This window comes from Peribacillus simplex (genome assembly GCF_030123325.1).
GTDB lineage: Bacteria > Bacillota > Bacilli > Bacillales > DSM-1321 > Peribacillus > Peribacillus simplex_D.
The window spans coordinates 4839638-4866379 of sequence record NZ_CP126106.1 but is presented as its reverse complement, the minus strand read 5'-3'; the positions used below and the strand labels follow the sequence as shown (position 1 = coordinate 4866379).

Here is a 26742-nt window from a genome sequence, read left to right as displayed (position 1 = left end):
AATAAGCGAGTATTCGTGAGCATTATCTATTAAACTGAGGGAGTTCATTAAGAAAGGTTTTAAAATACTGATTTAATGGTATAGGATACTTGAAGATGAATCAAATATTCTAGTAGAAGAGGAGTTGGTATATTTGCCAGCCTATTTTAATGCAGGCACACCTTTAGAATACAGAACTTTTGATTACAATGCTTATTTTGACGAACTACAAAAAACATTTGGGGTTTTATCTTTCTATAAAGAATGGAAAGATTTTTGGATCAATACCTTTGAATTTCATGATCAAAAAATTAAAGATTTCATCAAAGAACATCCTGGGTCTAATCCTGCAAGGGAATATATGAATAAAAAGAATTACGACAACCAGGTTTATGAAATCTATGTATTTGAATATGTAACACCTGGAGGTTCTTTTCACCTACATTTTGATATAGAAAAGATGAAGTATGTGACATATAAAAAACTAAGATCGGTGTCTGTTCAAGAAATCCCTCTCCACGAACTTTTTGTAGATCCTACGACTTTATATATAAAGGACAAACATATGCAAGATGAACGACTTCCTTTTGCTGTAGAAATGTATGGACTTCAAAATGGAGATGATCCTTGTCATTATCTTTGTGTAGACGGAAATAAGCGTATTCAATCAAGAATTAAAAAAGACCCTAATATTCAAAAGATTGAAAGTTTTGTTTTCGATATTGATCATTGGGACTTTATGTTCTTTTTCTCACTTGATGAGTACTTTATGGGATTCACAAGAGAATTGCAAATTTTACAATATTGTATTAGAACTAACCGTCCAGAAAGGGAAGCCTGGGAATCAACTCAATCATTTCTACAGGCACAATACCATAAAGAGTAAGCGAAGAAATAAAAAAGCCGGAGTTTACCTTAATGGGTTGTCCTTTGAGGGAGAAAACAGCGGTATTCGTTGACTGATTTTTCGTGGTATGTAAGGGGGGTTTATTGGCAGTACACTTTTAATTAGTTATTCAACAAACGGGTGCGTTAGCTGAAGATCGGAGCTGTCTTTTAGGCAGCTTTTTCTAATGGAACTATCAGGATTGTTGAACAAGGAAAATAGTTATAAAAGGAGGTTTTTGAAATGAAGATAAAGAGAAAAAATTTACATCCGTTATCATTTTATCATTTCTTGTAGTAGCTATTATTTTAAACTCTATCTCGCTTGAATACACCAAAAATGCTTGTATTGATAACAATAAGACACCAAAAATCGAGCAAGATTTTTTAACATTAAATTGGTCTGTTTCTTGTGAATAACACATACTACCTTGTTTCGTTAACGGGTGCAAGAGTTGAACAACGAAGCTGTTATTTTGGCAGCTTTTCTCATGGTGAAGCGGAGGTGAAAATTGGTTGGCAAATCTGAAGTAAATCAAAGAGGACACAAAGCTAAAAGACACCAAGTTTAAAGATATAGGGTGTCTTTTATATTCTCAGATTGTTATCTTTGTCCCATCAAATTTTGTGAGAGAGAATCCTTTGAAAAACTCGTTATAGGTTTTTCTGTAATCCCTCATTATCCCAATGGCCATAGATTCTCCGAGCATAATTCCATCGAAATAATCGTTGCGGTAGTGAATACCACCGAACGACCGGCCGATGGAAATATTTGATGCAAGTTTATTTAGTTCCCCGCCTATCGTAAGCGGCGGACCTTCGTAAGGTATGAGGGAAAGACCATCGGAACTGGCAACAACCGGATCGGGGATTACAAACGATTCATTAAAGTAGGCCTTCAGTATTGTTACCATTGCTCCAATAAGTGCTGCATGACCGGAAACATAGGATGGATGCGCAGGAGCTCCTTCTGCATATGCCTGAGGTAGCAAATAGGTGCCGAATTTATTAAAAGTTTCGGCAAGTGCTTCCGAATTCAGAACTACCGGATTGATCGGGTAATCAACACCCGATTTCTGATTTTGAATTCGGCCGCCGAATTCCTCCGGACGGAGACTGCGATGGACCAGCCATTTTTGGAACCAAACTGCCTCAAGAGCCGGACGCGAAGCTCTTGTCACAAAGTCCAAGATATGCGGTGGTCCAAAGGTAGTGAAACCAACCTGGGTTGCAGAGTTAAAGTAAGGATTGGACGGATCCAAAGCTTGTCTGCCAAAACTGAGCAAAATGTAACAAGCAATTAACCCGCCATCAATGGAACTATCCCTGTGTACCCATTCTCCCAAATCCCGGCCATTTCGAATATAGCGAGGTAGGGGGTCAAAACGATTTGGGGTAGGAGGACTGGAGCCGTTTTGTACAGCCAGCCAGTCGTCGTAAGAAGTTAGATGGTCGTCCCCAGGAACAGTGGTACGGTATCGCTGGATAATTTTAGTTGAAACAAAAGGGACATCTTTCCATAAAAATTGTGAAATATATGGCCCTGTTAAGTCGCCTTGAAGGTTCCCTCGGAATAAGGTACCTGTCGTGACTAGTCCATTCTTTTTCGGTCCCCGAAAAACAGGCAGGCTGGAAAGTTCTTTTGCAGCATCATTTGTTAATGGGTCTTGATTATATATATTGAAAGGAATATCCCGTGCCAATGCTTGCCAATAAAGCTCAACCATCTCTCCAGCTATTTCAGCACTGCTAAAGGCTGGTGGTGCAGGAATAACCAATTGGTGACTATCAGGTCCGACTAATTCGAATGCATAAGCACCCTGTGGATTTACTAGTTTAACAACGCCACCCAGTGGAATCTTCTCAAAGTCGTTAGGGTCTCCTGTTTCCAATGCTTTTAAATATTTATTATATGCTTGGATGTTTACCTCGCCTAACTGATTATGCGGAAATGCTTTTGTATAACTGGCAATTTTATTTGGATACCTATCTTCATCCCCATTACAGGGATGGTGAACTAATGGCTGATTTTTATAGAATCTCGCAGCATCCTTACGAATATCAAATGCCTCCTCACGTCTTTCAGCAGGAGATAAGGGACCGAGAAGACACGAATTTTTGTCCTTAGCAATTTTGTCATTTTTCATTTTACATTCATCCATACTTTCTTCGTTATCCATTTTTAACACCTCCATTTGATAACTTATTCAAAAGTTAAATGGAGGATTGGACAAACTAACAAATAGATTGGATATGATTTGGAGTGGTTTTTGAATCATCTTGTGAATAAAAATACTTAAACTATAGGGTGCTTTACTTCAATAAGGAAGGTTGCTGAGGCAGTCTTTTTCTTATGGCACTAACGGGGCTTAGTTAAATAAGAAAGAAATTAATCCTTTCCTCCTGTTCTTGATACTAATAATGATAGAATCATTATATACATATATATCCATACAAATCGTTAAATGAGAATACCCTTAAATAGGTCTTTAAAAGGAGTGAGGTTATATGATTGCTATTGTTATGCAAGTAATTTTAGCAGTTTTTATTTTAGTCGGAGGTTTCATAAAACTTTTACGTATCCCGTTTCAGGTTGAACATTGGCAGCATTATCAATATCCATTATGGTTCATGTCTGTAATTGGATTTATTGAACTTATTGGAGCAATAGGAATGATTGGGGGTATCTGGAATAGATACTTGGCTATAGGATCAGGTGTATTGTTTGTACTTATCATGATAGGAGCCCTACATGCTCATATTTTTCGAGCGCATCAATCTATTGTAATGATTATTCCTGCAATGATCTGTTTAATATTATCTATCATGGTGATTATCAAGAACTTAACGTTCGCTTAAATTTGTTCACAATTTTGGAGAGTTTCATAAAACTTATAATTTTACTTCCTCTATTTATGTTAATCCCCTACTGAATCAGTCTTTGAGGGGCTTTGCGAATGTTCTTGTTGAACTAAAGGGGCAGGTTAGTGCCATAAGAAAATTATTCAACTCGTGGTTAATTGACTCATTTAAATTAGAAAAAACTGGTAAGTTTTGTTACGGTTACTTACTGAGAAGTTAATTAACATATTAAGTTAAACAGCAGGAAGAGGTAATACAATGACAAATTTCATGTACATATTTTGCTTAATTGTATGGGGTCTTAATTTTATTGCGGTGAAAATTCAAGGAACACCAGTCAGTTTGGAATTATCATTAACATATCGTTTAGTTATGACAGCTTTTTTATTTTTAGTTCTTGTTTGGTTCCTTAAACCAAAAGGGAGACCACAAAGAAAAGATATCCCGTTTATAATAGTGTTTGGTGTATGTAACTTTGCATTAAGTTATCTGTGCCTTTATTACGCCACTATTTTGAGCTCTGCTGCAATTGTAACATTGATCTTTTCATTAAAGGTGATACTGACTCCGATTGCTCTCCGTGTTTTTTTAAAAGAGAAATTACATTCTCGCGTTTTTCTTGGGGGAATACTAGGTGTATTTGGCGTATGTGTCATCATCTATCCGACCTTAAATAATTTTCAAGGGCTCACTGATTTAAAAGGTATTATGATTGCTTTGTTAGGTACGATTCTTACAGCTATTGGTGATGCCAGTTCTGCAAGAAATGCTAAACTTAAGGTCGACCCTACCTATGCAAATGCTATTGGTTTTACAGTGGGCAGTGTTTTAATGGGGGCAATTGTACTGTTCCAAGGACAAAAAATTATACTTCCAACAACAGTTACATATTTATCTGCTTTGCTATATTTAACTTTGATTGCTTCTTTTATGGCTTGGCTATTTTATTTAAAACTTGTAGAAAAAATTGGAGGAGCAAAAAGTGGGTATATGGTAGCTCTATTCCCAGCAATTGGAGGGATTGCTTCTGTTTTAATTGGTGAATCAACACCATCAATTTATTTGGTAGTAGGTTGCCTATCTAGTTGTATTGGAGCTGCAATTGCTTTAGGGTTTGGAATTCGAGGACAGAATGATAAGCTGCCTGTAAATGTTAATTAAGAATGGACTTCTTTAATAAAGCTTTTAAGCTAACAGGTACTTTACTTCATTTTTATGTTAGAGAGTATAAATGTTGCTGATTAAATTTAGGGGGTGGGGGCGTATATGAATAACCAATTTTATTTTATTAATGCTTTTACTAAAGAAGAATTTAAGGGAAATCCTGCAGTAATAGTTTTCTTGAGAGAAAAAAGATCAGAAGAGTGGATGAAATCCTTAGCAAAAGAATTCAATCAACCTATCACAACTTTTATTTCAATAAAAAATGGAAATAAATATCAGCTTAGATGGTTTACACCCACTAAAGAGATTGATTTATGTGGGCATGGTACATTAGGAGCTGCTCATATTCTGTGGAGTGAGGGTTTTTCTTCATCAGAGTCAACAATTAACTTTTATACTCAATCAGGCCTCCTTCGAGCTGAGCTATCAGAACAGCAAATAATTCTGAGCTTTAATATAAAAGAATCAACTCAAACAGAAGTGACTGAGAAATTAAAACGAGTTATTGATTGCCCCATAAAAGGTACTGCTTGGGCAGAAGATCGGTACATTTTAGAACTGGAAAATCAGGATATGGTTCATAACGTAACGCCTAATTTTGAAGCAATTAGAGAACTAGAGGGTCCGGGTATAATTATTACTAGTCGTGGATCAGATAAGTATGACTTTGTATCAAGGTATTTTGCTCCGAAAATAGGAATTAACGAAGACTACGTAACTGGTTCTGCACACTGCGCATTAGCTTCATATTGGAGTGATCTCTTAAATAAAAAAGAATTTACGGCATATCAAGATTCAGAGCGTGGGGGTGAAATAAAACTAAAGATAAAAGGAGAAAAAGTTGAGTTAATTGGAGACTGTGTAACTTTACTGAAAGGACATCTATATAATTAGTTGGCCTGCCGCAATCGGGCGCGACTCTTTAATAAGAACCGCTTTTTTTAATGAACTAACGGGTGCTTTACTTCAATAAGGAAGGTTGCTGAGGCAGCTCTTTTTCTTTATGGAACTATCGGGGCAGGTTAGTTGAATAAGGAAAACGGTTTTTTTGTGTTAAAATTTAATAAGAAAAGGTAACTTTTACCTTTTTAGTTCGTGTTAAAAGTAAAATAAAATTGTCCTTTGGGGGTGAAAAGGTGGATTATGGATTATTGGTTATTGGTATAGCTCTTTTACTTGTATCGTACTTAGTAGCTGTGAAAAAACAGACCTGGTTGTTAGCAGGGTTTAATGAAAAAATGATAAAAAATAAGTCTTTATTAGGTACAGTAACAGGTGGAACTTTTTTTCTACCGTTAGGATTATTAGTAGTTCTCAATAGTTTTATTGACTATCCTTATGAATTAACGGTACTTATAATTGCTATGTTGCTTTTATTAACGATTGTGTACGTATATATAAATAGAAGATTACTTGATTAATTTAACTATACTTTAATGGGCTGTGACGATCACGATCAGCTCTTTTTCTTATGGAACTAACGGGTGCGTTAGCTTAAGATCGGAGCTGTCTCTAAGACAGCTTTTTTTTATGGAACTAACGGGGCAGGATAGTTGCATAAGAGGATATAGATAAATATGGTAAAGTTATATGCAAGAGAAAATCAAAACTGGAGGAAATTAGATTGGGAGACTTAAATATTTTTTTATCTTTTGGTGCTGGGGTACTTTCTTTTATATCTCCTTGCTGTTTGCCCCTATATCCTGCGTTTTTATCTTATATTACAGGATTATCAGTTAGTGAATTAAAGGAAGATAATAATAAATTAAACAGCAGACCAATGCTTCATACCCTTTTCTTTTTGATTGGGTTTTCTATTATTTTTGTAATATTAGGGTTATCAACTTCTTTTCTTTACGATCTCTTTTATGAATATATTGATTTAATTAGACAAGTAGGGGCTATATTGATAATCATTTTTGGTCTAATGATTGTTGGGATTTTTCAACCAAAATTCTTAATGGTGGACAGGAAAATAAATTTTAAAAATCGCCCATCTGGTTATATAGGTTCTATTTTAATTGGGATAGGATATGCTGCTGGTTGGACTCCTTGCATAGGACCAATATTAGGTGCCGTTATAACACTTGGTTTATCGACTGGCCAAGGTTTAGTATATATGATTGCTTATATACTTGGGTTTTCCTTACCGTTCTTAACAATGTCATTTTTTATAGGAAAATCAGGATGGATAAAAAAATATAACTGCAAAATAACTCAAGTTGGTGGTTGTTTAACAATTGTTATGGGAATTGTCTTGTTTTTTGATTGGATGACCAATATAACATCTTTTCTCACAAATAATGTATTTGGTGGCTTTACTGGTTTCTAAGGCTTAATGAACTATCGGGGCAGGTTAGTTCCATAATCTTAGTTTATTCGTACGGCACGATAATGGTCTGGTGATGACTCTGCAGCCTTTTTCGTATGAAAACAAACTGCCCCCTTTAAAATGGTTTAGTGCCATACTAAGTACAAAAGGATGTAAGGGGAAGTTTTAACAAACGGTTGGAGTAAAATTTTATAAGGAATTGTTTGACAATTCTTATAGTTTTGCTTAATATTCAAGTATTCAATAAAACACTTGAATAGATAGATGGTGATTTTACATGTTTAAAGATCGAAATTTAAAAGATTTATTGTATCAAGAGTTCGCAAGAATAGGTAAAAGTCTTTCTAGTCCAAAACGATTGGAAATTCTTGATATTTTATCTCAAGGTCCAAAGTCGGTGGAGGCATTATCTAAAGCTACTAATATGTCTGTGGCGAATGTATCTCAACATTTACAAACCCTTGCTAATTCTAGATTGGTAAAGTTTCAGAAGAAAGGGAACTACGTCATTTACGAACTAGCGGATGCAGCCATTTCGGATTTTTTAACTTCCTTGCATACATTATCAGAAAAACAGTTCGTACAGGTTCAACAAATTAAGCAGGAGTTCTTGAATGTCAATCTTGGCATGGAAGGGGTTTCACCTTCAGAACTTAAAGAACGGATGGATAAAGGTGAAGTTATTTTGTTGGATGTAAGACCTATGGAGGAATATGAAGAAGGTCATATTCCTGGTGCAGTTTCTATGCCAATTGAAGAGTTAAGTGAGAAACTTTCAACTTTACCAACCAATTGTGATGTGGTTGCTTATTGTCGTGGTTGTTACTGTTTAATGTCAGTGGAAGCTGTTGAACTTTTAAGATCCAAAGGTTTTAATGCATTTCGTCTAGAGGAAGGTGTACATGATTGGAAATTACAGAATGATAAATGAGGTATTAACAAATGTCTAATAAAGCATATCAAATGAACCAGGGTTATATAGATTCTCAAGAAAAACAAAAAATGTTATACAAACGCACATTAATCATTGTAAGTATTTCACAAATTTTTGGTGGTGCTGGGTTAGCGGCTGGAATTACGGTGGGGGCACTTCTTGCACAACAAATGCTTGGCACTGATGCATTTGCTGGACTTCCTTCGGGTTTATTTACTTTAGGGTCTGCAGGAGCTGCTTTAGTAGTAGGGAGACTTTCTCAACGTTATGGTCGTCGTACAGGTTTAACAGCTGGTTTTATGATAGGTGGACTTGGAGCAATAGGAGTCATAACTGCAGCGATAATAAATAGTGTTTTCCTTTTATTTGCTTCCCTGCTTATTTATGGCGCAGGAACAGCGACGAATTTGCAAGCGCGTTACGCTGGTACGGACTTAGCAAACAATAAACAACGAGCTACTGCTATTAGTATTACAATGGTATTTACAACATTTGGTGCAGTTGCAGGTCCGAATTTAGTGAATGTAATGGGGGATTTTGCTGCATCTATAGGCATTCCATCACTTGCAGGTCCTTTCATTTTATCGGCAGCAGCATTTATCCTGGCAGGTCTTGTACTTTTCGTCATGCTTCGTCCGGACCCATTAGTAATAGCAAGAACGATAGAAGCGTCCAACCGAGAAAGTAAGGTAATGGAACATTCGACTGATACTGAACAAACAGTAAACAAAAGAGGAATTATTGTTGGTGCGGCAATTATGGTTCTTACTCAAATCGTAATGGTGGCTATCATGACAATGACACCAGTTCATATGGGACATCATGGACATAACTTGGGTGATATAGGTCTTGTTATTGGATTTCATGTATGTGCCATGTATCTCCCGTCATTGGTTACAGGTTTCCTTGTTGATAAGTTCGGTCGTACTGCCATGGCTATTGCCTCTGGAGCCACTTTGCTTCTGGCAGGTTTAATATCAGCGATTGCACCAGGTGATTCCATGATTTTCCTTGTAATTGCTCTTTCTTTACTTGGATTAGGTTGGAATTTTGGTTTAATAAGTGGGACTGCTCTTATTGTTGATTCAACTGAAACTTCAACTCGGGCTAAAACTCAAGGTAAAGTGGATGTTTTAATTGCATTATCAGGAGCTTCTGGCGGAGCCTTATCCGGAATGATCGTGGCTGGTTCAAGTTATACAACATTATCATTTATTGGAGGGCTATTATCTTTATTATTGATTCCAGTGGTTATCTGGTCCCGGGGAAGCAAAAATAAAATTTGAACTAACAAATGCTTTAGCACAATAAGCGAAATAAAAAAGTCGTTTCCTAACGTATAGGAAACGGCTTTTTTTGCTGGGATTTGCTTATCATACAAAATACCGTAGTTTGGGTGATTCCCCTTCTATGATAAAGGCTCTTTTCGTAAAGATTGTTTTTAAAACTGAACGATTTAATGTTGATTGGAGCGCAAGTGCGAGACTCCTGTGGGGTCTCACCGCCCGCCCCGCGGAAAGCGAGCATCTGGAGGGGAAATCAACCACACCGCTTTACTTGGTAAATAGCAACAAAGTATGCGAAAACAGCCATGATAAAAAAGCGGCAAAACAAACGAAAGGTAAAGCATGTTTTAAAAGTTTGATCAAAACATGCTTTTATATTCCATTGAATTGTCCAAGTCGAGCTTGAATTCATTGACGAAAATGATATCGAGATTCGATGATTCTAAAAGGTCATATTTGCACCAGAACCCAATTACCTAACAATTTGGGTGAATTGTCTGATACAAAAGATTTTTTTCCACATAGTTTAATAAAAAGTATGACTACTCCATCGGTGTCGACTAATCACGGATATTTAATAAAGAACAATATTCAACATTAGAGTATAAAATTATGCTTGTATATGGATACAATCTGATATTGGAACATAATGAATCTGTCGTGACCTTACCCTTATTTTGGCGGAAAATACTTTTATATATATCACAGGAGGGGTTTTCATGGAGGAAGCAATGATTGTGCCTTGGGAAGAAGATGAACTTACTCATGAGTTTTTTGTTCCTGAATATATTGAAAAAATGGCACTGGAAGTTCTTGAACATTACGGTTTCTCCGTTCAGAACATGCATGTTGTTACAACAAAACCAGATAAAGGCGGCTCTATATGGAAAATGGAAACAAGTTCAGGGCCAAAGAGTTTAAAGCTTTTACACAGAAGACCTACAAGAAGCATGTTTAGCTTGGGAGCTCAAGAATATTTAGTCAATGTTAAAGAAGCAAGAGTACCGCCCATCGTGAAAACCAAAGATGGAAAAGATTATGTTGAGGCTGGAGGGAAGTTATGGTTCGTCGCTGAGTGGATCGAATCCTTGGCACCTGTAACAAAAGATTTGGAAGGAGCCAAACACCTTTGCAATGCCCTAGGCGAATTCCACCTTTTAAGCAAAGGTTATGTTCCTCCTCAACAGGCTGAAGTTGCATCCAGATTATATAAATGGCCAGCGACTTATCAAAAAGTCATTAATAAAATGGATTGGTTTCGAAATATTGCCAATGCATATGAAGAAATGCCTGCAAGCCCCCACTTGCTGAATGTGTTAGATCAATTCGAAGAACAGGCAAAAAGAAGCTTAGAACAATTAAATGAATCAAGCTATCTAGAGTTAGCACAACAAGGAAATGAATATTGGGGATTAGTGCATCAAGATTATGGCTGGTCAAATGGGCAAATGGGAGCTAATGGAATGTGGATTATTGACCTTGACGGTGTTGCTTATGACCTTCCCATTCGCGATTTGAGAAAACTGATTACCGGCACAATGGCAGATTTATATAGATGGGATGCAACTTGGGTAAGAGAAATGATCAAATCCTATCACGAGGCAAATCCAATTTCATCGCAACTATATGATATCTTAATGATCGATTTATCTGGTCCAAATGAATTTTACAAGAATATTAAAGAAGTAGTATATGAACCTGAATTATTTCTAAATGATCAAACAACAGCCATGATTCAAACAATTGTTGATACCGATCAGACAAAATGGCCAGTTTTAGAAGAAATTAAAGATGATTGGAAGGGAATGGAACAAACATGAAAATTTTAATGATTTGTACCGAAAAGCTTCCTGTTCCTCCGGTACTGGGTGGTGCCATTCAAACCTATATCTCAGGCATCCTGCCACATTTAAGTAAAGCCCATGATATTACGGTTTTAGGAATTAATGATCCATCACTCCCTGATCAAGAGACAATTGATGGAAACCATTATGTACGTGTACCTGGAAAAATATTCGAAGTATATCGTGAAGAGGTTATTAACTATCTTGAAGCAAATCATTTCGATCTAATTCATATATTCAATCGACCTCGACTAGTCCTTCCTGTCCGAAAAGCGGCACCTAATTCAAAAATTACCCTTAGCATGCATAATGATATGTTTAATCCAGAGAAAATCAATCCGGAAGAAGCAAAAGCGGCCATAGATGAAGTTACAAATATTGTAACTGTCAGTGACTATATAGGAAATGTCATAAAAAGTTTATATCCACAAGCTTCATCAAAGATTCGCACAATCTATTCTGGTGTTGACACCAATCGGTTTCTGCCCGGCAGTCACCCGAAAATGCAAAAAATTCGTAATGAATTACGCAAAGCAAACGGTCTTGAAAACAAAACGGTCATATTATTTGCAGGAAGACTTTCAAGTAATAAAGGAGTCGATAGGCTAATTCGGGCATTACCTGAGCTCTCAAGTAAATTTAAGGATTTGGCTATAGTTATTGTCGGAAGTAAATGGTTCAGCCAAAATGATGTTACCGATTATGTAGCTTATGTAAGAGCATTGGCAAAAAAGCTGCCTATCCCAGTTGTTTCAACAGGTTTTGTCGCACCTAGTGAAATACAAAATTGGTTTGCTGCTGCTGATTTATTCGTGTGTACATCAATATGGCAAGAACCACTTGCACGCGTCCATTATGAAGCAATGGCTGCAGGGCTTCCAATCGTAACAACTGCAAGGGGCGGAAATCCAGAGGTCATTCGTATAAGAGAGAATGGGCTTGTAGTGGAGAATCCAGAAGATCCTGGATGTTTTACAGAGAAGATTACAGAAATTCTATCAAACAGAGCCCTAATGAAAAAAATGGGCGAACGAGGCAGAGAACTTGCCCTTACCTTATATGAATGGGATCGAGTAGGATATGAAATACTTGAAGTTTGGAAAAAATAACTGTATAACCAATCAAGAGTAGATGAGAATTGCGCTTACTAAAACACTTGTCACTGGTGCTGCAGGGGTTATGGATCACATTTATGTGAACAATTCCTAAAGGGTACGAAAAACAAAATTATTGCCGAGGATGCATTTGCAGGACCTACCCCTACTGTCCCCTCTAAGCTAAGCAAGTTAAGCTTAAAGCTCTCCAGAACCACCCCAAGTTCCAATTTTATGCAATAAATTTGTCAATCACACCCCTGATGCAACAATCTTTACGAAATCAGCCTGATAAAAAAATACAATTTAAGGGAACCCTTGAATATAGTCTCAAAAAACGGTCATTTTCCACATTGGCGGGTATATCGCTCTCTTTTCAAATGAAACAAGTCGAAAAGCCATCAGGCTTTACCCTAAATTAAGTGAAAAAAAGCACCTTGCTTACCTATTAAATAGGCTGTTACAAGGTGCTTGCATTATTTGTTTGAAAATTATCTGAATAAGGTTATAATTAAAAGTGTTGGAGAATTTAGCCAACTATACACCCTTAGAGACTTGCCTTGTCCGCTACTTTCTAAGGGTGTATATTAATATTCTGGCTTATACTTGGTTGAATATCGGGTATGGAATGATGGTGTGTAATGGATGGATTTGATTTTCCATTCAGGATGGCATTTAACACAACTAGAGTTACTGTACCCATCACTACTCCATTTCCACATATTAATTGGACTGTTTCTGGGAATTTATCGAATGCTTCAGGGACCCCCTTGATTGCTAGACCGACTCCTATTCCAAGTGCAATCGTCAATTGATTCGAAGGTTTGCTCAAATCAGCTTTGGCAACCATCCCCAAAGCTGCAGATAGAAGCATTCCAAACATTGGTATCATGGCCCCACCCAGAACAGGTAAAGGGATCATCGTCGTAAGACCGGCAACCTTAGGCACAAAAGCTAGAATGATTAGAATACAACCTGCCGTGACTACTACCGAGCGCTGAGTTATCTTTGTCAGCAGGACCAAGCCAACATTTTGTGAGAAGGTAGAATGGTTAAAAGAGTTGAAGATACCACTTATGAAGCTCCCTATTCCTTCTGCCCGGAGCCCCTTTTCCACATCTTTTTCGGTTATTTCCTTCCCGCATACTTCCCCGAGTGTCAAAAAGACACCTATGCTTTCAACAGCAATGATTAAAGATATGATTGTCATAGTGATAATAGATGAAAAGTCGAAGGTGGGTACCCCAAAATAGAAAGGAGTCACCATTGTAAACCAGCTGGCCTCTGTAAAGCCTGAGGTATCGACCATACCTAGGAAACCAGCCAATATAGTACCAAGAACCATGGCGAAAAGAACTGAAACCGCTTTCAGGAAACCTTTAGTAAGTGTATTCAACAGAAGGAAACACAGTAGTGTAAAACCAGCTAGCATTAGATTCATAGGATCTCCAAAGGTGGGGGAACCGCTTCCACCCGCTGCATTTTTCATGGCAACTGGCATTAATGACACGCCTATAATTAAAATGACGGACCCTGCAACAATTGGTGGGAAAAAGGGTATTAATTTACCAATTACTCCTGATAAAATAGCAACAATTAATCCAGATACCATAACTGCGCCTAAAACCCCGGTTATACTATGGACTGTTCCTATAGCTATTACTGGCTCAACCACGATAAAAGAAACAGCCATTAAGGCCGGTAACCTTATACCAAATCCTTTACCGCCAATAACTTGAATCAAGGTGACTATCCCACAGGCGAGTAAATCAAACGAGATCAGGTAGATGATCTGTTCTTGTGTCAAGCCGATTGCAGGACCGACGATTAGTGGAACAGCTACCGCTCCTCCATACATTACACAAACATGCTGTAAACCTAACAATAGCGTGTTTACTTTGCTCAAATTTTCCATGATTGCCCCCTTTTAATTAGTAAGAGCTTTCCAATTATGTGGATCTAATGAAATCGCCTCCTTGTGATTTTGTAAACGCTTCCTTATGGTCGATTTTGTTGTTGCTTATTAAGAAACGGCATTTACAAAATTAATCTGTTTTTATATTATCACCGCCATAATGCTAAATCAAGACTATTTTTTGGAAAAATATGAATATTCTTTCGAGTGCATTCTGTTTATAATTAAGAAGAATAGGGGGAGAAATATGTATTTAACGATCGAAAAAGCTTTGAAGCTTCCTGCCCTAAACCAAGTGGAAGTTATTGGAGGAAATCAAGGGTTAGCTCGGGTAATTAATTCAGTAAGTATAATGGATCATCCGGATATATCATGGATTAAACGAGGGGAACTCCTACTGACAACTGGTTATGTGTTTAAAGATGACCTGAATGCTCAAATCAATCTTGTTAGGGAATTGTCGAAAAGAGGAAGTGCTGGATTAGCTATCAAGATTAAGAGGTTTCTTTCTACGATTCCTCCTGGAATGGTAGAAGAAGCGAACAAGCACAATTTCCCATTACTGGAGATTCCTTATGAAATGCCTTTATCCGACTTATTATTCAGCTTTACATATGAACTTGTTAATAAGGAAAAAGTGAAAAACAATGGAAAAGGAAGTTTTGAAGTTTTTCATTCTCTTTTGAATGGGGAAAATAGGAGTTCATCTTTTATCCCCCAATTACAGGAATGTGGCTTTAATCCCGATAGGCCATATATTCTGCTCTTAATAAATGTAACGAAAGAAGAAGGGGATTCATTCTTTCCAATTGGTAGAATGTTGGAGAAATTAAACCAAACGGAAAAAAAAGATTTTAAGTACTGGAATATCGACTTCGATGGTCAATTGATTATCCTGCAAGGAAAAGGAATGGTGACTGATGAACACCTGCTTCTGCAGGCTCAAAGAATTGCCGGCATTTTAGAAGGTCTTATATCCGAAGGTAATCCTGGCACTTCACTATCCATGGGGTTAAGCAAGGTAAAAAAAGAAATCTACAATATGAAAGAAGGGTTTTCTGAAGCTAAAAAGGCTATTCAACTTGGCTCGAGGGTCAACCCGACTAACATCAATGATTACGCAAGCATTGAAGTTGAAGATTTAATAAATCAAATCCCTAAGGATGCAATAACTCAATACGTGCTATCCATGATTCAACCGATTATTGTATATGATAGGGAAAATGAGGGGGAGTTGTTAAAAACGCTGGAAACATATCTATTTTCAAGAGGGAGAATAGAAGATGCGGCACGAGCTTTGTTTGTTCATCGAAATACTGTAAAGTTCCGTTTGTCCAGGATTGAGGACTTATTGGGAGTTGATTTAAAATCGAGGGATATTGCTTTTAAATTGCAGTTTAGTATAAAAGCTGCGAAGTTATTATTACATGACTAGGTAAAGGAAGCAGGATTTGAAGGAATCCGGAATCAAGTGTTACTGGACTTAGAAAAAAACTGCCAGGGAATAGGTATCTCTGGCAGTTTTTCATATGGTATGGACTATTTCTTATCGGTCATCCAGTAGACGTTTGGCATATAGGGCAAGTTTTAAAGTGAACAGATCATCATTGCTTAAGTCCATTCCCAATAGTTTTTTTATGCTTTTTATTCGAAAATGGATAGTGTTTCGATGTACCCCCATTTTTCTGGCCGTTTCAGCAGGTCGAAGATTGCATTGCAAATATGCCTCCAAGGTTTTGATAAGGTCAGACTGGGTTTCATCGTCATGGTCCTTCAGCGGTGCTAAATTACCTGTAACAATATCCATGAGCATATTTTTTGGAGCATACTGCAAAATTTTAAATGTTATTAATTCTTTGTAGCTGTAAATTTCCTTTCCTGGGTTCAATCGTGTTCCCAAATCAATAGATTGTAAAGCTTCCTGTAAGCTATTAGCTAGATTTTTAATGCCTGTATGATAGTTACCGACTCCCAGCGTAAGTTCCATTGGCAGGTGTTTAGATAAAGTGGAGATAATTTGTTGGCTTATCTGGGTGACTTGTGAATAAAAGTGGGTGTTCCCTAAGGGGATGGTGTCCAGATAAATGATAACTAGACTGCCCTTGATATTCCTTATGAGCTTATCGATTTTATATTGCTCGGTTAATGTTTCAATTGTCTTGATAAGCTGTTTATAAGCAATGGAATCATTCCTTTGATTCCATTGCAGCGTTAAAGGTAAAACAGTACATATGTATCCTCCAGTAATTTGAGTGAAGCTGGATTTGACCTCCGTCATCCCTAAAATCCCGTAACTTATATTTTCGGCACCATCTCCTGAAATATCTTCAATACTATAACTCAACTCTTTTTGTTCATTCTGTCTCGTTACAATTTCACGAAGTAGGGGAGACATGATATCTGATAGCGAAAACTCAGTGGGGATTCTGAGAATAGGCAAATTGGCCATATTGGCGATGCTGATAGTAGTTTGTGGGATTTCTTCCAGTTTGATGAACAATCCTGAACAATTCATTTTTGCTAATTCGATTACGAATTGGTCTAATTGTTGCGGATTATCTTGAAATAAGTATCCTGTTGTTAGAATCAATTCATTTGGCTTCAACCAGGAAAGCACATCAGGAGCATCAAAGCTATTGATGGATTCTATTTCTCTATTAAGTCCCTGAGTGCCAGCTACCACTTGGCATTGTTTGATCTGTGGTAATTTTAATGCATCAGTCATCGTTAAATGCATGATAGGTCCCCTTCGCTGTACCCTTTTTCTCTAATTTAACTAATTTTTTGAATATTGGCAACTGAAGCTAAGCTATAAGGATGGCCTGTTTTTTAAAGGGGAGTGCGGTAAGCACAAAGGAGGTGGAAAAATATTAGCTTTTTCAGCTAATGACCTATAAATAAGCGCACGTATATAATTCAATTAAGTTAAGAATGTTTTGAATTGTAAAAATAATCCGAAGAAGGGAGGCCCCGCATTGATATCTGACCTTAATAGCATAAATGAGTTGAACAAGGCGGAATTCATCCAAAAGTTAGGTTGGGTATATGAACATTCTCCATGGATAGCAGAGCGTTCATGGGATTACAAGCCATTCATTTCCTTAGAGGACCTAAAAGAGAAAATGGAAATAGTTGTGCAGAATGCATCATTATCGGAACAGCTCCAATTAATCAAATCTCACCCGGACTTGGCAGCCCGGATTGATATGGCTGAAGCATCAGTTAAAGAACAATCCGCAGCCGGTTTGAATTCGCTTTCTCCGGATGAATATGAAGAATTTCATGCGTTAAATAATCAGTATAAAGAAAAGTTTGGATTTCCGTTCATATTTGCTGTCCGTGGCAGCGATAAAACGTTGATAAAGGCAGAGATGAAAAGAAGGACTGGTTTGGATCAGGCAAATGAACTTAAGGAAGCGATCAAGCAAATCCACTTAATTGCTAGCCACAGGTTATCTGATTTTATTAAATAGGAGGAGGAATAATATGACAGTTCAAAATGAAAACAGAACGATGTATTACGGTAAAGGGGATGTATTTGTATATAGGACTTTTGTACAGCCTCTTACAGGTTTGAGGAAAATACCGGAATCAGGTTTCACAGAAAGAGATAACACTATTTTTGGATTTAATTGCCAGATATCTCTGAAAGGGGAAGCTTTCTTATCTTCTTTTACGGAAGGAGATAATAGCTTGGTGATTGCAACGGATTCCATGAAAAACATCATTCATCGCCAGGCCGCCAATTATCAAGGAAATACGGCGGAAGGATTTTTAAAGTTCTTATGTGAAGTTTTCCTTGATAAGTATAGCCACATAGATGCAGTAGAATTGACAGCGAATGAAGTTCCCTTCGATCATGTACTTGTTCCAAAAGGGGAAGGACATGAAAATAGTGATGTTGTGTTTCGATGTTCCAGAAATGAGAGGGCTACCACTACAATCGAAGTGAAAAGGACACCTACCGGAAGCAAAATCGTCAAGCATTCAAGTGGAATAGTTGATGTCCAGTTAATCAAGGTTAAAGGAAGCTCTTTTTATGGATTTATTCAAGATGAATACACCACACTGCCAGAAGCTCAAGATCGTCCACTATTTATCTACTTGGATTTCGATTGGGAATATAGCCGCTGGGAGGATGCCACGGGAGCAAATCCAGAAAAATATGTAGCAGCAGAACAAATTTGTGATATTGCAAATACAGTGTTCCATGAACTGAATAACCGTTCGATTCAGCAGCTCATTTATCATATTGGCATCAGGATTCTGGAACGTTTCCCACAGCTCGCAAATGTTCAATTTAAAACCAATAATCGTACCTGGGAAACGGTTGTAGATACTATTCCAAATTCAGAAGGAAGTGTTTATCAGGAACCTCGTCCTCCGTTTGGCTTCCAAGGCTTTGTCGTTACACAAGAAGACGTTAAACAAAAAAAGGCAGCTGATTCAACTGTAGGGGTTTCCCGATAATGGACAGTAAGCTGACCACACATGTTTTAGAACTGTCTAAAGGCCTGCCGGCAAAAGGGATGAAGATAGAACTTTGGGCCATAGCAGAACAGGGAGATCATTCTTTCATTAAAGAAGTCTGTACAAACAAAGATGGGAGAGTGGATGATCCGCTACTTCAAGGGGATGATCTCAAACCAGGGGAGTATGAGCTTGTCTTTTATGTTGGGGAATATTTCAATGATGGAGCGAATGATCCTTATAAAAGGCCATTTTTAAATAAGGTCCCACTTCGTTTTGGAATAAGAAGTAATGAAGAACATTATCATGTTCCTCTGCTTGTTGCTCCAGGAGGATATAGTACCTACCGAGGAAGTTAGTGAATCAGTAAGGGAGTTGGAGGGTTCAATTTGGCATATGAGCGTACTGGTGTAGTGACTTTAGGCGGTAATCCAGTGACCTTAATTGGTCCTGAACTAAGGGCAGGGGATAAGGCCCCTGACTTTGCACTATTAACAAATGACCGCCGTAAAGCACATTTAACAGACTATAAAAATAAGGCATGCATCATCATGACTGTTCCTTCGCTTGATACGGGTGTATGTGATTTACAAACAAAGCTCTTAAATGAAGAAGCAAGCAAAATGGGTGATGATGTAGCAGTGTTGGCCATCAGCGCTGACCTTCCTTTTGCTCAAGCAAGATGGTGTAAAGAGAGTAATGTGGAAGCCATAACCATTCTCTCCGACCATTTTGATTTGTCATTTGGTACTGCATATGGAACGTATATGAAAGAACAACGACTGGAATGCAGGGCAGTATTTGTAATAAATCAAGAAGGAACTATTAAGTATGCGGAATATGTACCGGAAGTCACGGATCACCCAGATTATGAATCCGCATTGCAGGCAGCAAAGGAAGTGATAAATAAAGCTGGTACAGCTAAATGAATATTTTCCCTCACGAAGGATATTAAAATTTCATTCTATTATTCGTATGACCGTCCGATGTGCAAAAACTGGACGGTCTTTTGATGATACTGAATTAAATTGGAGTAGTTTTCCCGTGACTTTAAAAGGAGAAAAGTACTTCTACCCAAGTCTTTTTAAATGTAAAAATATATTAAAAATAACTAAATTTATCATTAATACCTTTTATTTGAAAGGTAACTCATGCTATAATGAAAGTCCAATAGCTTTATATAACATGGAAGCGCTTCCTTTTTCGAGGAAGTGCCCTTTTTATGTTTTTCACGTACTAATTAACATAACAACGCTAAAAACACCTGAAATAGAAATAAGTATAAGTATCTGTTTAACGTCCAAAATCCCTCATCTCTACCCCTTCGACTTCACTTTCTTGATGATACAACAAACAGCCCCTGTAACGGAGGATTTTGTGGTAAATGGGTGATAAATTACACATCGGCGAATGGCAAAATCTATCGAGGAAGATTAGTTGAACAAGCCAATCAATGTCTATGCTACAATCATTACTAGCATGGCCATTAATATAAGTTGATGTTTGGGAGATCACTATGGGAAAAATAAAAATAGCTTTATTACACCTATTGCCTATCGCTGGTGATGTGGAGTATAACCAAAAACTAATGGAACAAGCCATTCATATAGCATCAAATAATAATGCCGAATGGATTATAACACCCGAACTATGTGTCAGCGGACTTCAATTCAATCATAAGATTGGGACTGGATGGATTAACAGGCAACCTGATGCTTGGATGAGTAATTTGAGCCGTAAACTAAAGAATTTGAATGGCACTGTATTTTTGGGCTGCCCTGAAAAAGGCAGTAACGGAGAGTTGTATAATTCTGTGTTTGTCATGGATAAAAAAGGTCATTTATTAGGTAAACAGAGGAAAATCAGTGTTATTGATGATTGGTCAGCTTCGGGGGATGTGATAGAGCCAATAAAAACAGACAATGTTGAGGTCGGTATTATGATATGTGCTGACGCATATACCAAAGATATTGCTAACAGCTTATTTGAAAAAGGGGCAAAAATATTAATTGCACCGTCTTCCTGGGGTCCCGGATTACATGGTCCAGAGGGAGAATGGGAACAAAGGTCATTGGAAACAGGACTGCCTGTAATTGTCTGTAATCGTACTGGCGAAGACGAAACTGTCCGTTTTTGGGATGCAGAAAGCATGATTATAAAAAATGGTGTACCCCTCCTAACACATAAATCAAAACAATCAGCGATACTTACCTTTGAATGGGATTTACAAAGCATGGAATTAATATCCCCTCATTTCGACATCGAATACATATAATGTGAACTCAATTTACTACATACACTGCACTCGTGTTCAATTAAAGGTGCGTTATTTCATTAGGCTGTTTTCGCATACTTTGTTGCAATTTACCAAGTAGTCGCGGTGTGGTTGATTTCCCCTCCAGATGCTCGCTTTCCGCGGGACGGGCGGTGAGCCTTCTCGGCGTAAACGCCTGTGGGGTCTCACCTGTCCCGCTGCTCCCGCAGGAGTCTCGCACTTGCGCTCCAATCAACCTTAAATCGTTTCGTTTTAAAAACAACAATCTTTACGAAAAGAGCCTTTCATTAAAAGGAACATGAAAATGAAACTTTGTTCAATGCATAAACGGAGAAAACCCCTTGGCCGCCAAGGGGTTTTATTTTTTTTTATAAACGGATTGGACCCTCACCACTAATATGACTGAGCCATTTTAAGCTTTTATAGCTGATTCCCCAAAACCTTGTGTTTAGAAAATAAATGAACAAGGAAGAGTTTAATTTCCAAATATTCGAAGGTATTCAACTGATAAAGTTCTGAAATAATAAGTAAAAAATGCGGGAGAAACCAAATGAAAAACAATAAACTTTATCAAGTGATTATCGCTATTTTTATACTTGCCTTAATGGCCGATCACCCGGTCCATGCAGCGGAATGGGAAGATGAAGAAGGACCAATAAGCTTTAAAATTGAGATGTTACCTTGGGAGATTGTGAACAACATTATCCCTAATAAAACTATTTTCACGATTATTGATATTGAAACGGGCTTATCATTTAAGGTACAGCGAAGAGCAGGCAGCCATCATGCCGATGTACAGCCGCTAACCAAAGAAGATACTCAAATCATGAAGAAAATTTATAATAATAAATGGAGCTGGAATAGAAGGGCCATTATTGTATTGATCAATAATCAAATGGTTGCTGCATCCATGCACGGAATGCCACATGGTGCCGGTGCTCTTCAAAATGGTTTTGCAGGTCATTTCTGTGTTCATTTCTCTGGAAGCATTACGCATCGTTTGAAAAACGAGGATCTTTCTCATAAATTAATGGTATTGAAAGCGGCTGGCAAGCTTGATGATTATTTACAAACGGTGAGTCCCTATGAACTTATACGCATTTTTACCATTGCCGTTAATCAAGGAAATCAGAAATTATTAGCGATGACCTTATCAAATCCGGAACATCCCGATCGTGTCAATAAGCTTGTTAACGATATTACATATTTTGGAGTTGTTGACCCTTTAAGACAACCGCCGGAACAACTAAATGGGCTATTTCTCGTGGATGTACCCGTTCAAGTAGCTTTTTATAAGAAGAGAGAAGGCAAAGAAAAAAAGGTTATGCATTTTATGATCCGAAGGGAAAGTTTGACTGATCGTTGGTTTATTGATCAAGATTCGCTCCGTGAAGATTTAAAATAAGATTTGTGAAGTAAGGGAAACATGAAATGATGAATCCTAACTATATTAGTGTGGGGGAGCATTCAAATGAGATTAACATGGATTGCCGGAATTTTACTATTCGTTCAACAAGTGAATATCCCTGAAAGCTTATCGGTAACTCAACATGGGCAAACCATTGCCACTGTCAACCGTGCTGATGTTACTATGCCCTCACTAAATGTTCCTATGATGGACTTGGATAAATACAATCGGTTTATCGAAAAATTAGACCGCCAAGTGTACCAAAAACCTGTAAATGCCACCATCGATAAATATGGTAATATTCTACCTGGGCGGTTAGGTTATAAGCTTTACCATCAGGCGTTTAATGAGCAATTTTATTCCTATTTGTATAGTAGTAAAGCATACAAAGTGGAAGTGCCTTTGCTTGCCGTTTATCCAAAAGTTGACATCGAATTGCTTGCTCAGATTCGTGTGAAAAAAATAGGTGAATATAGAACCTATTTTAATGAGAAAAATAAAAATCGTTCTAATAATATCTTGCTTGCTACAAAAGCCATTAATAATTATGTCGTATTTCCAGGAGAGACGTTTTCTTTTAACCAAGCCGTTGGCAGGAGGACGGGAGACAAAGGATATATGCCCGCTCGGGTCATAGTCGAAGGAGAGTTTTCTGAAGGAATCGGTGGAGGGATCTGTCAGGTGTCATCCACCCTGTTTAACGCTATCGACAATGCAGGATTGCAAACTGTTCAACGCTATTCCCATTCTAGGAACGTTCCTTATGTTCCATCCGGTCGGGATGCTACAGTAAGCTGGGATGGTCCTGATTTTAGCTTTAAAAACAAGTACAACCAACCTATCCTAATCCGAGCTGCAACATATGGAGGAATTGTGAGCATCGCGGTTTATTCTTCGGATATGATTAATTATGAGACCAGAAAAGTTCCCAACGCTTCAAAACACATATCAAAAGAAATTTCGGTGTGATTAATGGGTAAACGCAAGCACGCTCTTTCTAGACAATATTATCTAAAGATAGACACTGCCATTAATACAATATTGATGGTCTGAAGGAAAAGTGGCGTACTACTATTAACCCCGATTACACAAGAAATTTAGTGCCAAAGCCTTCAACACACGATATAGAAGGGGGCGATGCATTTATGACAGTACCAACAGCAAAAAGACAATTAATTAAATTAATTGTCTTTTTTACCCCACATGGAATGGAGGAGAGAATGAAAGGATCTCAAGATGTGTAGAAATTTAGAACTTCCTGACCCCCATCTCCCTTAGGGAGTTTTTTATTTTTGGCTCTTTTCGTAAAGATTGTTGTTTTTAAAACGAAACGATTTAAGGTTGATTGGAGCGCAAGTGCGAGACTCCTGCGGGAGCAGCGGGACAGGTGAGACCCCACAGGCGTTCACGCCGAGGAGGCTCACCGCCCGCCCCGCGGAAAGCGAGCATCTGGAGGGGAAATCAACCACACCGCTTTACTTGGTAAATCGCAACAAAGTATGCGAAAACAGCCTTATTTTTTTACTAATTCTCTATTAAGTCTTTTTAAACATTAAACATCCGTTGCGTTGTAACGGAACAAACCGTTTTAACGGAACAAATAGATGAAAGGCTAATAGTGAAATTACCCATTGCCCTGTCATTAACTGTCACTAGTCCCGTAACAGGATCAAAACTTCGTAACTCTACAAATATAGGCGTAAATGGTTCAGCGGTTGTAGTAAATCCAATGACTGAACCTATGATAGAAGTCCTTAAAAACTCACTTATTTCTCGTCGAGTCTGACACGCTTGTCCGATTGGCGCAAATGTTGTTTTATGACTCTTATCCTTTCCTTTATGACAGCAGGAAGATTTATCACAGCAAGATGATTTATCACAGCAAGATGATTTATCACAGCAAGATGATTTATGACAGCGGGATGATTTATCACCGCTGAATCGATCATGAACACAGAATGGGTTATGACGGCATAATATATTTTGACAAGATTTCATATATATCACTCCTTTTTCTACTATATATATGAGATTTTAAAAAACATGCTTGTACAAATTTACTAAATTACCTGCCTTTATCGTATCCGTCCTTCTATTAGGCAATTTTATTTATATTTCTAATGAATGCTTCGTAATCGTTACTAAGTTGGAAAAGAGTTTGTGAGGAATGTCCTTAAACTTTAAGGCCGCCTTTTTCTTATGGGATTAACTGGGCAGGATATATGAACAAATATATCAAATATAAGTAATAGGGGGAGATGAATGAAAATGAATGACGAAAAAATCGGCTCGGCCAGTGGAGTAGTAATAGCTGTAAGTAAAAGTGATAAACACACATTCAGTAAGGAAAATTGCACTAGTATAAAACTGTTGAAAGGTTTGGGCGTTGAAGGAGATGCCCATTTAGGTAAAACCGTTAAGCATCGTTCACGTGTGGCGGAAAACCCAAATCAACCTAACTTGCGGCAAGTTCACCTAATCCACTCAGAATTATTGGATGAATTGAAAGATAGGTTTCATGTTACAGCTGGACAAATGGGTGAAAATATCACCACAAAAGGTATCGATCTGCTTGGATTACCGAGGGATTCGTTACTGTATATTGGGGAAACAGCGGTTATTAAAGTAACAGGCTTACGAAATCCATGTGCCCAAATCGATCAATTTAAATCAGGACTGATGAACGCTGTTTTAGACCGGGATAAGGATGGGAACTTGATACGTAAATCAGGAATAATGAGCATAGTTTTGGAAAGTGGGGAGGTTCACCCCGGGGACGTGGTTAGAATTCAATTACCTCCTTTGCCTCATACACCTCTTGAAAGGGTATGAGGTTTCAAAAGAACTGGTTTCTTTTCAGTAAAACAAATCAAACTTATCTGGTTGCTTTATTTCAATTAGGGGGTTGCTTCGGCAGCCTTTTTCTTTTGTAACTCACGGATCGGGATACCTGAAGAAAATAATGGTATAATATGGTGCGTAAATGATCACGCTGCTGAATAAGGAGGCTGTCATATGAGTTATAAGAACACACTTATTACCATTTCAGAGGATTCAAAAGTTACTTCAGCAAAGGTACCTGTCATCAAAAATGATAAACCCACAATTGCTTATATTGAGCATGATTTAATTAATAATAACCCATATAAATTTACACAAGACGACGTGCAATTCAAAACATACTTAATCAGGAATCAAATAGAAGAGGAAAATGCAGCTGAACTTCGAGAACAGTTCTTTTCAAAATCCAAGGCTTGCTTCAGAACTTCTCCGTTAGTAAAAAATTATGGTTGGGGAATTCATTATAATAATCATGGTAAAATCGCCATATATGATGCTAAGAGTGAAATGTATAACCAATTGCTGAATCAAGTCGACATTACAAAACTCAAAGGTATGCGTTCCAAAAGAAAATAAAAACTAACGGGGCAGAATGGTTGAAGAAGGAATAACAAGGAGTGAGTCGAAATGAGTTTGGCCTCCTACATTGGCTGTAATATAGAAATACCGAGTAATGATGAAGAATATAAAGAGGATTTTTTTTATATTGGCAGTTGTTTTGCGGGGGAAAATGACCTGTTCAATGTAAAGAAATATCAGTTTACTACATCTTATGCTTATGAAGTATCAAGCCACTGGGGCATTGTGATTTCTGAATATACGACTCCGGATATCTGTGCCGAATCGAAAAAAAAGCTAATAGAACTATGTGAAATTATGGACAGTTACCTTGGAAAAGGAGATTTTTTTGAACTATACAGTTGTTGGGTAGGAGAAGAAACTGAAAAGCGTGAGGGGGGGATATCCCTCCAAATGAATAATTTTGATATTCAGCAGATTGAAATACCCGAAAAAACATTAGTTAGATTTGAAAAATGAAATTTGCTTCTTCAACTAATAAGTGCGTTAGCTGTTTAATAGGTTGCCAATTGGCAGCTTTTTTAACAAAACAAAAAGGAGCTATATAGCTCCTGAAATATCAGAAGGAAAGTTGTCAACTTCCGTCATTATAAATTCATGACATTTCATTAAAGCAGTATTGAGCGGGTCAGGGACTCTTGCTGCATCATAGGCACAAATTAATAACAATCCATTTTCCTTGCCAATCCGTCTGCTTCATTTTCAAATACAGATACCCTTCTGTTCGCTCCACTCGACATGAGCCCATATTCCTAAAGAAATATTGCTATCAAAATAAGGTTTTAAGGTGTTAGTGAGATAGTTAAATATAAATGGAGGATTAAAACTCCCACTCGAAAAATAAGTTGATGATGGACTTTCTGTCTGAAAGATG

25 protein-coding genes and 1 pseudogene are annotated in these 26742 nt (G+C 37.6%); 22 read left to right on the top strand and 4 right to left on the bottom strand.

Annotation, left to right across the window (positions count from 1 at the left end; translation table 11 throughout):
• Positions 1-133: 133 nt before the first annotated feature.
• Positions 134-865, top strand: a complete 732-nt coding sequence (locus tag QNH43_RS23215; protein ID WP_283915878.1) for a hypothetical protein — start codon at positions 134-136, stop codon at positions 863-865.
• Positions 866-1460: 595 nt separating this feature from the next.
• Here QNH43_RS23215 and QNH43_RS23210 read toward each other — a convergent pair.
• Positions 1461-3044 carry a vanadium-dependent haloperoxidase gene (locus QNH43_RS23210; protein WP_249598685.1) on the bottom strand — a complete coding sequence of 528 codons (1584 nt, stop codon included), beginning with the start codon at positions 3042-3044 and terminating at the stop codon, positions 1461-1463.
• 328 nt (positions 3045-3372) lie between these two features.
• On the opposite strand from QNH43_RS23210, the gene QNH43_RS23205 reads away from it, so the two are divergent.
• From QNH43_RS23205 to QNH43_RS23160, 10 genes and pseudogenes are all read left to right on the top strand, one after another.
• A complete protein-coding gene (locus QNH43_RS23205; protein WP_283866501.1) occupies positions 3373-3723 on the top strand; it encodes a DoxX family protein in 351 nt (116 codons plus the stop codon).
• Between the two features lie 261 nt (positions 3724-3984).
• Positions 3985-4887 carry a DMT family transporter gene (locus QNH43_RS23200; protein WP_283915877.1) on the top strand — a complete coding sequence of 301 codons (903 nt, stop codon included), beginning with the start codon at positions 3985-3987 and terminating at the stop codon, positions 4885-4887.
• A gap of 105 nt (positions 4888-4992) precedes the next feature.
• Positions 4993-5784 carry a PhzF family phenazine biosynthesis protein gene (locus QNH43_RS23195; protein WP_283915876.1) on the top strand — a complete coding sequence of 264 codons (792 nt, stop codon included), beginning with the start codon at positions 4993-4995 and terminating at the stop codon, positions 5782-5784.
• A 242-nt stretch (positions 5785-6026) separates the two neighbouring features.
• Complete coding sequence (locus tag QNH43_RS23190; RefSeq protein ID WP_283915875.1) at positions 6027-6311, top strand: DUF3784 domain-containing protein; 285 nt, start codon at positions 6027-6029, stop codon at positions 6309-6311.
• A 203-nt stretch (positions 6312-6514) separates the two neighbouring features.
• Positions 6515-7222 (top strand): cytochrome c biogenesis CcdA family protein, encoded by a 708-nt coding sequence (locus QNH43_RS23185; protein ID WP_283915874.1) that lies wholly within the window; start codon positions 6515-6517, stop codon positions 7220-7222.
• 277 nt (positions 7223-7499) lie between these two features.
• On the top strand, positions 7500-8153 hold the full coding sequence (locus QNH43_RS23180; RefSeq protein ID WP_283915873.1) for an ArsR/SmtB family transcription factor: 654 nt from the start codon (positions 7500-7502) through the stop codon (positions 8151-8153).
• A gap of 11 nt (positions 8154-8164) precedes the next feature.
• Positions 8165-9442 carry an MFS transporter gene (locus tag QNH43_RS23175; protein ID WP_283915872.1) on the top strand — a complete coding sequence of 426 codons (1278 nt, stop codon included), beginning with the start codon at positions 8165-8167 and terminating at the stop codon, positions 9440-9442.
• 70 nt (positions 9443-9512) lie between these two features.
• Complete coding sequence (locus tag QNH43_RS23170) at positions 9513-9848, top strand: hypothetical protein (protein WP_283915871.1); 336 nt, start codon at positions 9513-9515, stop codon at positions 9846-9848.
• Between the two features lie 313 nt (positions 9849-10161).
• Entirely contained in the window at positions 10162-11262 is a 1101-nt protein-coding gene (locus tag QNH43_RS23165; RefSeq protein ID WP_283915870.1) for a CotS family spore coat protein, read from the top strand.
• Positions 11259-12392 (top strand): annotated as a pseudogene (locus QNH43_RS23160) (glycosyltransferase family 4 protein); the annotation flags it as partial. The gene QNH43_RS23165 and the pseudogene QNH43_RS23160, both read left to right, overlap by 4 nt.
• A 562-nt stretch (positions 12393-12954) precedes the next feature.
• Here QNH43_RS23160 and QNH43_RS23155 read toward each other — a convergent pair.
• Complete coding sequence (locus QNH43_RS23155) at positions 12955-14295, bottom strand: nucleobase:cation symporter-2 family protein (RefSeq protein WP_283915868.1); 1341 nt, start codon at positions 14293-14295, stop codon at positions 12955-12957.
• A gap of 247 nt (positions 14296-14542) precedes the next feature.
• On the opposite strand from QNH43_RS23155, the gene QNH43_RS23150 reads away from it, so the two are divergent.
• The gene (locus QNH43_RS23150; protein ID WP_283915867.1) at positions 14543-15730 is read left to right on the top strand and encodes a PucR family transcriptional regulator; all 1188 of its coding nucleotides are present in this window, start codon (positions 14543-14545) and stop codon (positions 15728-15730) included.
• A 111-nt stretch (positions 15731-15841) separates the two neighbouring features.
• Here the strand turns inward: QNH43_RS23150 and QNH43_RS23145 are convergent, their stop codons facing one another.
• Positions 15842-17032: a PucR family transcriptional regulator gene (locus tag QNH43_RS23145; RefSeq protein ID WP_283915866.1), complete on the bottom strand. Its 1191-nt coding sequence runs from the start codon at positions 17030-17032 to the stop codon at positions 15842-15844.
• 238 nt (positions 17033-17270) lie between these two features.
• Between QNH43_RS23145 and uraD the strand changes: the two genes are divergently transcribed.
• The 7 genes from uraD to QNH43_RS23110 all read left to right on the top strand — a co-directional run bounded on the left by uraD (position 17271) and on the right by QNH43_RS23110 (position 23417).
• Positions 17271-17768, top strand: coding sequence for a 2-oxo-4-hydroxy-4-carboxy-5-ureidoimidazoline decarboxylase (gene uraD, locus QNH43_RS23140; protein ID WP_283915865.1), 498 nt, complete (start codon positions 17271-17273; stop codon positions 17766-17768).
• A 13-nt stretch (positions 17769-17781) separates the two neighbouring features.
• Entirely contained in the window at positions 17782-18765 is a 984-nt protein-coding gene (gene pucL / locus QNH43_RS23135) for a factor-independent urate hydroxylase (RefSeq protein ID WP_283915864.1), read from the top strand.
• The gene (gene uraH / locus QNH43_RS23130; protein ID WP_283915863.1) at positions 18765-19124 is read left to right on the top strand and encodes a hydroxyisourate hydrolase; all 360 of its coding nucleotides are present in this window, start codon (positions 18765-18767) and stop codon (positions 19122-19124) included. Before pucL ends, uraH begins: the two co-directional genes overlap by 1 nt.
• A 30-nt stretch (positions 19125-19154) precedes the next feature.
• Positions 19155-19694, top strand: a complete 540-nt coding sequence (tpx, locus tag QNH43_RS23125; RefSeq protein ID WP_283915862.1) for a thiol peroxidase — start codon at positions 19155-19157, stop codon at positions 19692-19694.
• Between the two features lie 587 nt (positions 19695-20281).
• Positions 20282-21040 carry a carbon-nitrogen hydrolase family protein gene (locus QNH43_RS23120; RefSeq protein WP_283915861.1) on the top strand — a complete coding sequence of 253 codons (759 nt, stop codon included), beginning with the start codon at positions 20282-20284 and terminating at the stop codon, positions 21038-21040.
• A 550-nt stretch (positions 21041-21590) separates the two neighbouring features.
• Positions 21591-22445 carry a hypothetical protein gene (locus QNH43_RS23115; protein ID WP_283915860.1) on the top strand — a complete coding sequence of 285 codons (855 nt, stop codon included), beginning with the start codon at positions 21591-21593 and terminating at the stop codon, positions 22443-22445.
• A gap of 66 nt (positions 22446-22511) precedes the next feature.
• Complete coding sequence (locus QNH43_RS23110) at positions 22512-23417, top strand: VanW family protein (protein WP_283915859.1); 906 nt, start codon at positions 22512-22514, stop codon at positions 23415-23417.
• Positions 23418-23993: 576 nt separating this feature from the next.
• Here QNH43_RS23110 and QNH43_RS23105 read toward each other — a convergent pair.
• Positions 23994-24446, bottom strand: a complete 453-nt coding sequence (locus QNH43_RS23105) for a hypothetical protein (RefSeq protein WP_283915858.1) — start codon at positions 24444-24446, stop codon at positions 23994-23996.
• Between the two features lie 270 nt (positions 24447-24716).
• Here QNH43_RS23105 and QNH43_RS23100 point away from each other — a divergent pair, with 270 nt between their 5' ends.
• The 3 genes from QNH43_RS23100 (at position 24717) to QNH43_RS23090 (ending at position 26327) form a co-directional block, all read left to right on the top strand.
• Entirely contained in the window at positions 24717-25280 is a 564-nt protein-coding gene (locus QNH43_RS23100) for an MOSC domain-containing protein (RefSeq protein ID WP_283918434.1), read from the top strand.
• A gap of 183 nt (positions 25281-25463) precedes the next feature.
• On the top strand, positions 25464-25865 hold the full coding sequence (locus tag QNH43_RS23095; RefSeq protein WP_283915857.1) for a DUF6157 family protein: 402 nt from the start codon (positions 25464-25466) through the stop codon (positions 25863-25865).
• A 51-nt stretch (positions 25866-25916) separates the two neighbouring features.
• Positions 25917-26327, top strand: coding sequence for a hypothetical protein (locus QNH43_RS23090; protein WP_283915856.1), 411 nt, complete (start codon positions 25917-25919; stop codon positions 26325-26327).
• Positions 26328-26742: the final 415 nt, after the last annotated feature.